This is a genomic window from Streptomyces sp. JLBG701, from assembly GCF_058544905.1.
The window spans coordinates 5004547-5016993 of sequence record NZ_CM178588.1 but is presented as its reverse complement, the minus strand read 5'-3'; the positions used below and the strand labels follow the sequence as shown (position 1 = coordinate 5016993).

Below are 12447 nucleotides of genomic sequence, written 5' to 3'. Positions count from 1 at the left end.
TCGTACTTACTTCGGGTCGTCGTTGAACTTCGACGTCGACCAGTAGTAGCCGAGCGCCGCCAGGCCCAGGGACCAGGCCAGAGCCAGCCATCCGTTGTGGCCGATCTCGCTGCCCAGCAGCAGGCCGCGCAGGGTTTCGATGGCCGGGGTGAAGGGCTGGTACTCGGCGATCGGCTGGAACCAGCCCGGCATCGTGTCGGCCGGGATGAAGGCGCTGGAGATGAGCGGCAGGAGGACCAGCGGCTGTGCGCTGTTGGCGGCGGCCTCGGCGTTCGGGCTGGCCAGGCCCATGCCGACCGCGATCCAGGTGAGCGCCAGGGAGAAGAGCACGAGCAGTCCGAAGGCCGCCAGCCATTCCAGGACCGTGGCGTCCGTGGAGCGGAAGCCGATGGCCACGGCGACGGCGCCGACGAGGACCACGCTGGCGATGCACTGCAGCACGCTGCCGACGACGTGCCCGATGAGGACGGACCCGCGGTGGATCGCCATCGTGCGGAAGCGGGCGATGATGCCCTCGTTCATGTCGGTGGCGACGGACACCGCGGCCCCGATCACGGTGCCGCCGATGGTCAGCATCAGGATGCCCGGGACGATATAGGCGATGTAGTCGGAGCGGTCCGTGCCGCCGATGCCCGTGCTCATCACGTCGCCGAAGATGTAGACGAAGAGCAGCAGCAACATGATCGGCGTGAGCAGCAGGTTCAGGGTGAGGGACGGGTAGCGGCGCGCGTGCAGGAGATTGCGGCGCAGCATCGTGTTCGAGTCGCGTACGGCGAGAGAGAAGGCGCTCATCGGGCGGTCTCCTTGGGCTGGTTGGGCTGGTTGGGGACGTCGGTGCTGGCGGTCAGGGCGAAGAACACGTCGTCGAGGTCGGGGGTGTGCACCGTCAGTTCGTCCGCCTCGACGCCGGCCGCGTCGAGCCAGTCGAGGATGGAGCGCAGCTCGCGCTGGCTGCCGTCGCTGGGGAGTTGCAGGGCGAGCGCCTCGTCGTCCCGGGCTGCCTCGCCCAGTGCCGACGCGGCGGACTGGTAGGCGGCCGGGTCGGTGAAGCGGAGCCGGACGTGGCCGCCCGGGATGAGCCGCTTGAGCTCCTCGGCGGTGCCCTCGGCGGCGAGCTTGCCGTCGTGCAACACCGCGATGCGGTCGGCGAGTTCGTCGGCCTCCTCCAGGTACTGGGTGGTGAGGAAGACGGTGACGCCGTCCGCGACGAGCTCGCGGATGATCTGCCACATGTTGTGGCGGCTGCGCGGGTCCAGGCCGGTGGTCGGCTCGTCCAGGAAGATGATCCGGGGGTTGCCGACCAGGGTCATGGCGAGGTCGAGGCGGCGCTTCATGCCGCCGGAGTAGGTGGACCCGGGCTTCTTCGCCGCGTCCGTGAGGTCGAAGCGCTCCAGCAGCTCGGCGGCGGCGCGGCGGCCCTCCTGCTTGGACAGGTGGTGCAGGTCCGCCATGAGGAGCATGTTCTCCTCGCCGGTGATCAGCCCGTCGACGGCGGAGAACTGCCCCGTCACGCCGATCGAGGCACGTACCGCCTGCGGATCGGTGGCCAGGTTGTGGCCGCCGACCCGTAGCTCACCGGAGTCGGGGTCGGGGGAGATGAGCGTGGACAGGATCTTCACGGCGGTGGTCTTGCCGGCGCCGTTCGGGCCGAGCAGGGAGAAGATCGTTCCCTCCGGGACGGCCAGGTCGATGCCGTCGAGGACGGTCTTGTCGCCGTAGGACTTGCGCAGCCCGTTCGCCGCGATGGCCAGGTTGGTCATGGGGAGTGCTCCTTCGGAAGGTCGTCTCAGAGGCTGCGGGCGGTGATGTCGCCGTGGTCGGTGGTCGCCTGGATGGTCAGGCCGGCCGAGGCGCCGTCGGTGTTCTTCAGGGCGTTGCTGATACGGCCGTAGCCGGTGCCGGCGTCCAGGGAGGCGGAGACTCCGGCCGCGGCGGTGACCGACACGTCGCCCATTCGGGTGCGCAGTACGAGGGCGCCGGAGTGGGCCTCGGCGATGTTGATGTCGCCCTTCTGGGTGCTGATCTCCGCCGGGCCGGCCAGGCGGCCGACGATGACGTCAGCGGCGGAGGCGGTGAGGCGGACGCTCGCGGCCTCGTCGATCTTGACCGTGCCGTAGGCGCCCTCGAAGGCGACGTCGCCGAGCCGTCCGACGACCCGGAACTCGGAGCTGGCCGCCTTCGCCTCGACCCGCGAGCCGACGGGCAGCTGGATGGTCACCTCGACGGAGCCGGAGGGGCCGAAGTACTGGTTCTTCGCCTCCGGGGCCGCGATCCGCAGGACGCCGTCGGCGTAAGCGACGTCGAACTGCTCCGCGGCCTTCGCGTCGCGGCTCTTGGAGGCGTCCGCGGGCAGGACCTCGACCGTGGTGTCGGTCCGGTCGGCGGCGATGAACTGGATACGTCCCGCGGGGATGTCGAGGACGGTGGCGATCGGGGCGGTGGTGTCGAACTTCTTGAGCATCGTGCTCTCCTTCGATCCGTTGTTTCCGATGAAGGAAAAGCTACGTTGCGTTCACTTATCTAGCAACAAGCTCGTTGCGCTCGATTGCCATCAATGCAGGTGAATGGCGGTAATTTGTTGCAATGGGCTGCGGCTTAATGCAACAGCTGTCACTCAGCTCGTTGCAATGGATTGAAGGTGAACGCTATGGTGGGCGGGTACACCACGCACCACGAAGGAGACCGCGATGCCGGGAGGCAGGCTCACCCAGCAGGAACGCAAGCAGATCGCGCTGGGACTGGCCGACGGCCTCGCCTACGCGGAGATCGCCAGAGGCCTCGACCGTCCGACGTCGACGATCACGCGCGAGGTGATGCGCAACGGCGGCCCCAACGCCTACCGCGCCGAGGTGGCCCACCGCGCCACCGAACGCCGCTCCCAGCGCCGCCGGCAGGCCGCACCCCGGGACCCGCAGGCGCCGGTGCAGGCCTACGGGCGGGATGCCCAGGCGGTGCGGGAGTACGAGGAGGCGTTCACCACCGTCATGATGGCGTCGGGCATGCCCGCGATGATGGCCCGAGTGATGTCCTGCCTCACCCTCGCCGACTCCGGCAGCCTCACCGCGTCCGAACTCGTCCAGCGCCTTCAGGTCAGCCCGGCGTCCGTTTCCAAGGCGATCGCGTTCCTTGAGGGCCAAGGCATGGTCCGCCGAGAACGCGACGAACGCCGGCGGGAGCGTTACGTCGTCGACGACGACGTCTGGTACCAGTCGATGCTGGCCAGCGCCCGCGGCATCGACCAGGTCGTCGAGACCGCACGGCAGGGCGTCCACGTCCTCGTCCCGGGCACCCCGGCCGCCACCCGTCTGGAGAACGTCGCCCGCTTCCTCGCCTTCGTCTCCGAGAGCACCGTCCGCGCCGCGGAACAGGCCCGCGAGATCCTCCGTACGAAACCCGAAACGACCTCGGATCACTGACGTACACGTACAGAACGGCCGTCCTGCTGATGCACAGGACGGCCGCCAGGACACGCTCTCAGCGGTCTCAGCTCTCTCAGCGGTCTCGGCCCTCCACCCCGCCCGCCTGAGCCGGCACCGGGACGGCCGCCGCCGCGCTGTCGTCGCCGTCCGTGTTGATCGTCTCGATGATCGCGAGGCGCTCCGGGGTGTCCTCCGGCTTCAGGAAGCCGATGAGGATGTAGAGGACCAGGGAGACGGCCAGCGGGACCGACACCTGGTACTGGAGCGGGACGCCGCCCTCGACGTTCCAGTTGATCGGGTAGTTGACCAGCCAGAAGGCCAGCAGACCCATCGACCAGCTGGTGAGCGCGGCCGTCGGTCCTGAGCGGCGGAACGGGCGCAGCAGGCCGAGCATCATCGGGATGGCCATCGGGCCCATCAGACCCGCGACCCACTTGATCACGACCGTGATGATGTCCTTGAACGCCGGGGAGTTGACCTGGGTGGCCGCCGCCATGGACAGACCGAGGAAGACGACCGTCGTCACGCGGGCCGCCACGAGGCCTGAACGCTCGTTCCACGCCCGCGCCTTGGCCGATACGACGGGTGCGCAGTCCCGCGTGAACACCGCCGCGATGGCGTTCGCGTCGGAGGAGCACATGGCCATCGTGTGGGAGAAGAAGCCGACGATGACCAGGCCCAACAGGCCGTGCGGCAGGAGCTGTTCGGTCATCAGGGCGTAGGAGTCGGAGCCGTCCGTCTTCTGCGACGTCACCAGCAGCGGCGACATCCACATGGGGAAGAACAGGACCAGGGGCCAGACGAGCCACAGCGCCGCCGACAACCGTGCGGACCGCTCGGCCTCCTTCGGGCTCGCGGTGGCCATGTAGCGCTGGGCCTGGTTGAGCATGCCGCCGTTGTACTCGAAGAGCTTGATGAAGAGGAAGGCGAGGAGGAAGACGGTGCCGTAGGGGCCGACGAGCGGTTCGCCGTGGCCCTGCAGCGCCGGTTCGTCCCAGACGCCGAAGAAGCCGCCGTGGTCGCCGAGTTTGCCTACGACCGCCACGAACATGGCGATACCGGCGAGGAGTTGGATGGCGAACTGGCCCAACTCCGTGAGCGCGTCCGCCCACAGGCCGCCGATCGTGCAGTAGACGGCGGTGATCGCACCGGTGATGAGGATGCCCTGGTTGAGGGAGATGCCGGTGAAGACGCTCAACAGGGTTGCGATCGCGGCCCACTTGGCGCCCACGTCCACGATCTTCAGCAGCATGCCGGACCAGGCCAGAGCCTGCTGCGTCTTGAGGTCGTAGCGGTTCTTCAGGTACTCCAGCGGGGATGCCACGTGCAGCCGCGAGCGCAGCCGGTTGATGCGGGGCGCGAACAGCTTCGAGCCGATGGCGATACCGAGGGCGATCGGGAAGGACCAGGTCACGAAGGACGTGACGCCGTAGGTGTAGGCGATGCCCGCGTAACCGGTGAACATCACGGCGCTGTAGCCCGACATGTGGTGCGAGATGCCGGAGAGCCACCAGGGCATCTTCCCGCCGGCGGTGAAGAAGTCGCTGACGTTGTCGACCCGTTTGTGGGACCAGACTCCGATCGCGATCATCACACCGAAATAGGCGATGAGTACAGCCCAGTCGAGACCGTTCATGTGCTCCCTCCCAGGGTCGTGAAGCGCCCGCTCATCGTGAGTTCGATGACATGGCGGCGACAACAGCCGGTATGGTCAAGAGGGAGTAAAATAGTTCTGATTACTGACCTGCGTTCATGTTCATGAACATCAGGTAGGAAGTCTCACCGCATCAACTCACCCGCGTTCACCAGCAGGGACTGCCCCGTGATGGCCCGCGCCCGGTCCGAGGCCAGGAACACCGCCGCGTCCGCCACATCCCCGTCCGTGGCCAGCTCGGGCAGCGCCATCCGCTCCGTGAGCCGCTTCGTCACCTCGTCCTCCGGTACGCCCTCCGTGTGCGCCGTGAACCGCACGTACGCCTCGACCGGCGGCCCCCACATCCAGCCCGGCAGCACCGTGTTGACCCGTATCCGATACGGCCCCAGCTCCCGCGCCAGCGAGTACATCGCGCTCGTCAGCGCCCCCTTGGAGGCCGCGTAGGCGGCCTGCCGCACCTGCGACGGAGCCGCCACCGCCGACTGCGTCCCGATGAACACCACCGAGCCCCCCGACACCTTCAGCGCCGGCAGACACGCCCGCGTCATCCGCAGCGAACCCAGCAGGTTCACGTCGATGACCGACTGCCAGGTCGTGAAGTCGGCGTCCTCAAGCCCGCCGAAGTAGCTGTCCCAGGCGGCCACATGGACGACCGCGTCGATCCGCCCGAACCGATCGAGGGCGAGCGCCGCGAGGGCGTCGCACTGCGCCTCGTCGGTGATGTCGGTCGCCCGGTACGCCGTGTGCGCCCCGTCCGGATCGATGTCGGCGGCACTCTTCGCGAGGTTCACCTCCGTGCGCGCCCCGAGTACGGCGTCACCCCCGTCCCGTACGACCGCCGCCGCGACCCGGTGACCGAGCCCGGCGCCGACTCCCGAGACGACGACGGTCTTGCCCGTGAGCAGTGACATCAGGGCCTCCCAGGCTCTGGTGGATTATCTGACGGAGCGTCAGAGTATGGGCGTCCATGGGAGGAAGGAAGAGGAAGGAAGGGGAACGGCATGAGCGAGGAGACCCGTACCGAGGAGACCCGCAGCGAGGTGTACGCCGAGCTGGCCGCCGTCGGTCCGTACGGAGTGCGCCCGGGGCACGCCCTGATCACCATGGTCGAGCCGCACCCGGGCCATGAGTACGCGTACAACCGCTGGTACGAGGACGACCACTACTACGCCGGCGCGATGGCGATGCCCTGGATGTACGCCGGCCGCCGCTGGGTCGCGACCCGTGACCTCCAACTCCTGCGCTACCCGGAGAAGTCGGCGATCGCCCAGCCCGTCACCGCCGGCTGCTACATCTCGACGTACTGGATCACCGACGGCCGCTACGACGACCACATGAAGTGGACCGTCGGCATCAACAAGCGGCTCAATCGCGACGGACGGGTCTATCAGGACCGTACGCATGTCTTCACGGCGTTCCAGGACCACGAGGCGACCGTGTACCGCGACGGGGCCGCCGGGCCGCGCGACTTCCACGCCCTCGACCATCCCTACGCGGGACTCGTCGTCGAGGTCATCGACAGTGAATCGGCCGAGCAGCGGGCCGAGTTGCTGGAGTGGCTGCGCTCCCGGCACCTCCCGAAGCGGGTGGCGGGCTCGCCGTGCGCCATGGTCACCGTCTTCCGACCGACACCGCTGCCCGGCGACCGTATGACGTACGTGAAGCAGGTCGAGGGCGTGGACACGCGGCTGACCCTGCTGTGGTTCCTGGAGGCGGATCCGCGGGAGTGCTGGGAGGAGTGCTTCGCGGACCTGGAGGCGCCGGTGAGTGAATCGGGGCTGGGGAGGGTGGAGTTGGTGGCGCCGTTCATTCCGACCGTGCCCGGGACGGATCGGTACGTGGATAGGTTGCGGTGATCGACGGCGCCACGCGGCGGTAGCCGCAAATTTGGCACTGCGGCGCCCCGGAGGCGAACCGAGCCTCAAAAAGGGGTGAGCCCCCTCGGCAAGGACGGCGAACTGGTCGAGAGGGCTCTTCCTTTGGTGCGTATGGAGTTGTGGGTGAGCGTGATGCATCAGTGGAGGTCGAAAGCCCCCCGGCCGACCTCTGTCACGAAGGCGTTCCACGACTGTGCGGGGAAGGCCAGCGTGGGGCCGGCGGGGACCTTGGAGTCCCGTACGGCCATCGCTGCGACGAGCGGGGACTTGATCTCGACGCATGCGCCGTTCCCTGTGGAGTACGAGGACTTGGTCCACGTCTCGGTGGCGCCCTGACGAATTGCCATTTTTGCTCCGGAGTGCCAGTTGTTGAGTTGCTGTCACCGCAGCGCGGGTTCGTCTCCGAGCCCACAGAGCGGTTTGCGCCAACGTTGTTGTCTCGATGGCGTGATCGACGCTACTCGCCAACATCGGAGAGCGAAGCGACTATTCACTCGACCGGATGGCATATTCCAGTGGGGTCTTCCATCCCGGACCCGGGAAGGTGTACTGTGCGGCACTTCCCCCCGGGGGGCGCGCCGGAGTGCGCTCAGCGCGCGTATTCCTTCGCGATGTCCGCGATGAACTGGCGGGACTGATCCACATTCAGGGCCTGTGCCCGGAGATGCTCGTACATCACCGCGTATTTCTGAACGTCGTTGGCCTTCTCCAGGTAGAGATCGCTGGTGACGCCCTCGATGTAGACCACGCTGGAGTCCGAGGCGTCGGGGAACTCGAGGATCGCGTACTGGCCGTTGAGCCCGGGGTGCGCGCCCATCTCGAAGGGGATCACCTGCACGGTGACGTGCGGCAGCTGTGACTGCTCGACGAGGTGCTCCAACTGGTCCCGCATCAAAGAGCGGTTGCCCACGACCCGGCGCAGCGCGGCCTCGTCCAGGACGGTCCACAGGCGCAGCGGGTTCTCCGGGCTGGAGATTCGTTCCTGTCGGCGCAGGCGCACCTGGACGCGCTTCTCGACCTCCGCCTGCGCGGTCTCCGGGAGCGCGCCCGCGATGAGGGCCTCCGCGTACTGGTTGGTCTGGAGCAGACCGGGGACGACCTGGGGGTCGTACACCCGAAGGCTCGCCGCGTCCGTCTCCAGTCCGATGTAGACGCTGTACGGGATGTCGCCGAAGGAATGCCACCAGCCCTGCTGGCGTGAGTCCTTGGCCATCTGCATCAGCGAATCGACGATGCGGTGGTCCTCGACGTCGTAGACCCCGCACAGATCGCGGACATCGCGCTGGCTGATGCTGCGTCGGCCGTTCTCCAGCCGGCTGATCTTCGACTGCGACACCAGGAGTCGCTCGGCGACCTCCTCGGCTGTCATGCCCTTGAGTTCGCGGAGCCGGCGCAACTCCTGACCCAGCCGGCGTCGCCTGACAGTGGGATTGACACTAGACGCCACGGGACGTGCACCTCCGGCTTGCAACTATGTGTATCTGCTGTTCAGCAGACTGCCACCAAGGTGCTTATTACCGCTGGGAAACGGTGGATATGCGGCGGGTACACGCCAGTTCGGCCCGGGGCCGGGCAATTTCGGCCCAGGCCCGGGCAATTCCCGGACCCGGACATGCGGTCGAGCGGGGCGGTGAGACCGTGAGGACTCGCCACCCCGCTCGGACCATCGGCTCCCGAACCGGGTCGGTGCGTGCAGCAGTACGGGTCGTGCGTGCCGTGGGACTGCGGCTCAGTGGGCCACGGCGCGCGCCATGGGACCGCGGCGCGGTTGCATCGGAACACCGCGAGCGGGTTCCGGTGCGGCCCTGCCTCCGGCGGCGGCCGGGCGGCCTGCCGGTTGCTGGGCCGGGCTACGGCGTGGCTGTGCCGCCACACCGTTCTGGACGTCCATCACGGCGTGCGCCACCAGGCCGCCCATGGGGTCGTGCCTGATCAGGTCCCGCAGCCGGGAGCGGGACGAACGTCCCTCATTACCCGGATACAGGTGCTTGCCGAGGCCGACCGCGTGCGCCAGTGCGGCGAGCGCCGCGGTCCGCGGGTCCGGCGGTACGCCGGTGCGGATCGCGGAGTCCAGCCGGGCCCTGATCTCCCGGCTGATCTCGGTCTGACTCGCCTGGTAGCGAGTCGTCGGCAGTACTCCGCACATCTGGCCCGCCACGGCATGCACCATGCCGCACCGCTCCAGATGCGAGAGGTAAGTCTGGCGTAGGCCTAGACGCGGCCCGCCAATCCAGTGGACTGCCCGCACCGGAGCGCCACGCCTTCGCAGCAACTCCAACGCGCAGTCCAGAGTCGGATCTCCAGTCGGCCGTGGGGACACCACGGCGATACGATCCCCGTCTGGGGCTATCCGTCCGGCCAGCGCCAGCTCCACTAGCTGTGCTCCGGCCAGACCAAGGTCGAGCGACTGCGGCTGTGCGGTGGTACCCGTGGCCGGGTCCAACGCCAGCAGCAGAAGCTCCTCCGGAAGTGTTCTGCGGCTCCTGCCCATCCATGCCTCCCCGCGTGGATGAATGACAGGGTGACCCCTCTCACATTGGTCTGTCGAGGGCGCGTGACCTGTTTGTGATGGAACCGGCAGGTATGTCGTTCTCGTCTACCGCAGAGGTTAAGCCCGCACACAGGACACTGGTACATGGTTCGGACAGCGGGGTCCGGGCGGCGATTCATGGTTCGGTAGGCACACGAGGTGGGTGTGCGGCGCATGGAGGAGGCATCGGTGGCGGGCGAGTCCCCCGACAGGTCGAAGCAGCGCGAGTCGTCGGAGGAACCGACGTCGGGGAGCGCGGGTCCGGTTCCGGAGGCCCGGAGCGAGGTGCGTGATCCGCGGCTCGCGGTGGCACGTGAGTCCGAGTCACGTGGCGGCGTGGATACGGCGACGAGGACGTTCTCCGTGAAGGGGCTGCCCCGGGACACGGACGAGGCCGAGGAGACTCCGCCGGCCGACGAGGAACGGGCCGAGGACTCCGCCGGGGACGCTGCCGAGGAAGACACCTCCGGCAGCTCCGAGGGCGGCAAGGGCGTCGGGCCGGGTGACGATCGGCTCCGGGCGGCTGTGGCGGCATGGGTCGCGACGGCGGACGACGAGGAGACCGAGGGTTCGGAGCCGGGTGCCGGGGGCTCCGGCGAGGTCGACTCGGCTGAGGAGGCCGAGGCTGCCGACGAGGCGCCGGACGCCGACAGCGAGGTGTCCGCCGACGCCGGTGCGGACGTGGACGTGGACGAGGCTTCCGGCGCTGACACCGGTGCCGCTGCGGACGCGGACGGTGACGCCGAGCCTGAAGCGGATGGCGAGCGGGAGCCCGACGCCGTTACGAACGCGGACGGCGACACCGACGCCGAGCTCGGCGCGGACGACGATGCGGACGACGACGCGGAATTGTCCGCCGACGCTGACGAGCCCGCCGTAGCGGACGCTGATCCCGAAGCCGACGCCGACGAGCCCGCCGTAGCCGACACTGCGCCCGAAGCCGAAGCCGAAGCCGAAGCCGAAGCCGAAGCCGAAGCCGAAGCCGAAGCCGAAGCCGAGCCCGAGGCCGAGGCCGAAGCCGCGCCGGAGACCGGCGACGCTTCCGACGTCGGCGAGGACGTCGACGAGGGCTCCGATGCCGACGTCGACGCCCCGGAGCCCGATTCCGACGCCACCCCCGCCGAATCCGAGGCCGCAGCCGCCCCCACCGGCGCCTCTGAGGCCTCCGGCGAGCCCGAGGGCCCCTCTGGCGCTCCGCAGGCCGACAAGCCCTTCGTGGACCAGCCCACGGCTGTCTTCAAGGCACCTCGGCCGCCCAAGCCCGCCGTGGACCAGCCGACCACCACGCTGAAGCTGGGCGCCGCCCCGAAGGAGCCGAAGGCCGAGCCCGAGGCCAAGCCGGCGTGGAATGCCAAGCCCGCAGCCGAAGCCAAGCCCGCAGCTGACCCCAAGCCCAAGCCCGAGACCCCCGCCGAGCGCACCAGCCGGTTCGTCGCGCTCAAGCCGCTCGACGAGCCGAGGCCGGTCGCGCCTGCCGAGGCCACCGCGCCCTTCCAGCAGGTCGGGCCCGAGCGGACGACGCAGCAGCCGTTGCCGCCGAAGCCGCCGCTGGATCTGCTGGCCGAGCTGACGAACACGCCGCCGCCCCCGGACACGGCGGTCCGTACGGTCTTCCGGCGGATCAAGATCTGGACCCCGCTGGTCCTGCTGCTCGCGGTCGTGTTTGCGGTCGTACAGGCTCTACGCCCGCTGCCGACCCCCACGCTCCAGCTCACGGCCGAGGACTCGTACACCTTCGACGGCGACAAGACCGAGCTGCCGTGGCCGAGCGAGGGCCAGGGCTGGATGGACGTCAACGGCATCGGCACGATGGGGAACTTCGGCGAGCAGAAGTCCGTAGCCATCGGGTCGGTCGCCAAGGCCATGACCGCGTACATCGTCCTCAAGGACCACCCGCTGAAGGTCGGCGAGGAGGGCGCGAACATCACGGTCGACGCGCTGGCGGAGAAGGAGGGCGGCTACGACAAGAACGACGAGTCCACCCTCAACACCGTCAAGGAAGGCGACGTCCTCACCGAGAAGCAGGCGCTGTCGGCGATCATGATCCCGTCCGCGAACAACATCGCCCGGCTGCTCGCGCGTTGGGACGCGGGTTCCGAGGAGGCGTTCATCAAGAAGATGAACGACACCGCCAAGGAACTCGGGATGAAGAACACGACGTACACCGACGCCTCAGGCCTCAAGGAGACGACCGTCTCCACCGCCGAGGACCAGGTGAAGCTCGGCAACGAGCTGGTGGAGATCCAGGCGCTGATGGACATCACCAAGCTGCCCAAGTGGACGGACCCGTCCGGGCAGGAGTGGAGCAACTACAACAAGCTCGTCCCCTACGACAACGCCCTCGGCATCAAGACCGGCACCACCACCGCGGCCGGCGGCAACCTGCTGTTCGCCGCCACCAAGGAGGTCGGCGGCGAGACCGTCACCGTGGTCGGCGCGGTCCTCGGGCAGCACACGGCGCCGATCATCGACACGGTGAACGCGGTCAGCAAGACCGCGATGCTCGCCGCGCAGGACGCGATGACCTCGGCGAAGATCCTGAAGAAGGGCGACGTCGTCGGATACGTGGACGACGGGCTCGGCGGCCGTACCCCGGTCGTCGTCACCAAGGACGTCGCGGCGGTCGGCTGGGCCGGCCTCAAGGTGGACCTGTCCTTCGCCGGAGACGACGTACCGCACACCGCGAAGGCCGGCGCCAAGGTGGGCACCCTCACCGTCGGTGACGGCACCAGCAGTTCGGTGAAGGTACCGGTCGCCCTGGAGAAGGACCTCGTCGAACCGGACCTCAAGGCGAAGCTGACCCGCCTCGGCTGACCCGAAAGCGCCAAAACGTCACCGCACCCCGCCCGTAGAGCACCGCTCAGGAGCTCACCGGCGGGGTGCGTGCTAGCGTCGCGAAACGGGCTGTGATGAGAAAAAGAAGCGAACGGGACGCTTCCGAGAACAGAAGAGACGGGACACGGGGAG

The 12447-nt window shown here is 68.5% G+C and carries 11 protein-coding genes; 3 read left to right on the top strand and 8 right to left on the bottom strand.

Going from position 1 to position 12447, the window contains the following annotated elements; translation table 11 throughout:
- Positions 1–6: 6 nt before the first annotated feature.
- Genes AC5DRG_RS22915 through AC5DRG_RS22905 form a run of 3 tightly spaced genes read right to left on the bottom strand, consistent with a single transcriptional unit; the run spans position 7 to position 2461 of the window.
- Positions 7–792, bottom strand: a complete 786-nt coding sequence (locus AC5DRG_RS22915; RefSeq protein WP_491812472.1) for an ABC transporter permease — start codon at positions 790–792, stop codon at positions 7–9.
- Positions 789–1760 carry an ATP-binding cassette domain-containing protein gene (locus tag AC5DRG_RS22910; protein WP_491812471.1) on the bottom strand — a complete coding sequence of 324 codons (972 nt, stop codon included), beginning with the start codon at positions 1758–1760 and terminating at the stop codon, positions 789–791. Before AC5DRG_RS22910 ends, AC5DRG_RS22915 begins: the two co-directional genes overlap by 4 nt.
- A gap of 26 nt (positions 1761–1786) precedes the next feature.
- Positions 1787–2461 (bottom strand): DUF4097 family beta strand repeat-containing protein, encoded by a 675-nt coding sequence (locus AC5DRG_RS22905; RefSeq protein WP_491812470.1) that lies wholly within the window; start codon positions 2459–2461, stop codon positions 1787–1789.
- Between the two features lie 226 nt (positions 2462–2687).
- Between AC5DRG_RS22905 and AC5DRG_RS22900 the strand changes: the two genes are divergently transcribed.
- Entirely contained in the window at positions 2688–3416 is a 729-nt protein-coding gene (locus AC5DRG_RS22900) for a GbsR/MarR family transcriptional regulator (RefSeq protein ID WP_491812469.1), read from the top strand.
- A gap of 76 nt (positions 3417–3492) precedes the next feature.
- Here AC5DRG_RS22900 and AC5DRG_RS22895 read toward each other — a convergent pair whose 3' ends face one another.
- Positions 3493–5055, bottom strand: coding sequence for a sodium:solute symporter family protein (locus AC5DRG_RS22895; protein ID WP_491812467.1), 1563 nt, complete (start codon positions 5053–5055; stop codon positions 3493–3495).
- A gap of 143 nt (positions 5056–5198) precedes the next feature.
- The gene (locus tag AC5DRG_RS22890; RefSeq protein WP_491812465.1) at positions 5199–5984 is read right to left on the bottom strand and encodes an SDR family oxidoreductase; all 786 of its coding nucleotides are present in this window, start codon (positions 5982–5984) and stop codon (positions 5199–5201) included.
- Between the two features lie 90 nt (positions 5985–6074).
- Here AC5DRG_RS22890 and AC5DRG_RS22885 point away from each other — a divergent pair, with 90 nt between their 5' ends.
- Positions 6075–6929, top strand: coding sequence for a hypothetical protein (locus AC5DRG_RS22885; protein ID WP_491812464.1), 855 nt, complete (start codon positions 6075–6077; stop codon positions 6927–6929).
- Positions 6930–7087: 158 nt separating this feature from the next.
- Here AC5DRG_RS22885 and AC5DRG_RS22880 read toward each other — a convergent pair whose 3' ends face one another.
- From AC5DRG_RS22880 to AC5DRG_RS22870, 3 genes are all read right to left on the bottom strand, one after another.
- Positions 7088–7297 (bottom strand): DUF397 domain-containing protein, encoded by a 210-nt coding sequence (locus AC5DRG_RS22880; protein ID WP_491812463.1) that lies wholly within the window; start codon positions 7295–7297, stop codon positions 7088–7090.
- Positions 7298–7539: 242 nt separating this feature from the next.
- Positions 7540–8397, bottom strand: coding sequence for a helix-turn-helix domain-containing protein (locus tag AC5DRG_RS22875; RefSeq protein WP_491812462.1), 858 nt, complete (start codon positions 8395–8397; stop codon positions 7540–7542).
- Between the two features lie 282 nt (positions 8398–8679).
- Entirely contained in the window at positions 8680–9441 is a 762-nt protein-coding gene (locus AC5DRG_RS22870; RefSeq protein WP_491812461.1) for a GOLPH3/VPS74 family protein, read from the bottom strand.
- Between the two features lie 213 nt (positions 9442–9654).
- Here AC5DRG_RS22870 and AC5DRG_RS22865 point away from each other — a divergent pair, with 213 nt between their 5' ends.
- Positions 9655–12294, top strand: a complete 2640-nt coding sequence (locus tag AC5DRG_RS22865) for a D-alanyl-D-alanine carboxypeptidase (protein WP_491812460.1) — start codon at positions 9655–9657, stop codon at positions 12292–12294.
- The last annotated feature ends 153 nt before the right edge of the window (positions 12295–12447 follow it).

Bases quoted from the DNA above. Each gene is read 5' to 3' on its own strand.
- AC5DRG_RS22915 (WP_491812472.1), bottom strand. From the start codon at position 792: ATGAGCGCCTTCTCTCTCGCCGTACGCGACTCGAACACGATGCTGCGC.
- AC5DRG_RS22895 (WP_491812467.1), bottom strand. From the start codon at position 5,055: ATGAACGGTCTCGACTGGGCTGTACTCATCGCCTATTTCGGTGTGATG.
- AC5DRG_RS22890 (WP_491812465.1), bottom strand. From the start codon at position 5,984: ATGTCACTGCTCACGGGCAAGACCGTCGTCGTCTCGGGAGTCGGCGCC.
- AC5DRG_RS22905 (WP_491812470.1), bottom strand. From the start codon at position 2,461: ATGCTCAAGAAGTTCGACACCACCGCCCCGATCGCCACCGTCCTCGAC.
- AC5DRG_RS22910 (WP_491812471.1), bottom strand. From the start codon at position 1,760: ATGACCAACCTGGCCATCGCGGCGAACGGGCTGCGCAAGTCCTACGGC.
- AC5DRG_RS22885 (WP_491812464.1), top strand. From the start codon at position 6,075: ATGAGCGAGGAGACCCGTACCGAGGAGACCCGCAGCGAGGTGTACGCC.
- AC5DRG_RS22865 (WP_491812460.1), top strand. From the start codon at position 9,655: ATGGAGGAGGCATCGGTGGCGGGCGAGTCCCCCGACAGGTCGAAGCAG.
- AC5DRG_RS22880 (WP_491812463.1), bottom strand. From the start codon at position 7,297: ATGGCAATTCGTCAGGGCGCCACCGAGACGTGGACCAAGTCCTCGTAC.
- AC5DRG_RS22900 (WP_491812469.1), top strand. From the start codon at position 2,688: ATGCCGGGAGGCAGGCTCACCCAGCAGGAACGCAAGCAGATCGCGCTG.
- AC5DRG_RS22870 (WP_491812461.1), bottom strand. From the start codon at position 9,441: ATGGGCAGGAGCCGCAGAACACTTCCGGAGGAGCTTCTGCTGCTGGCG.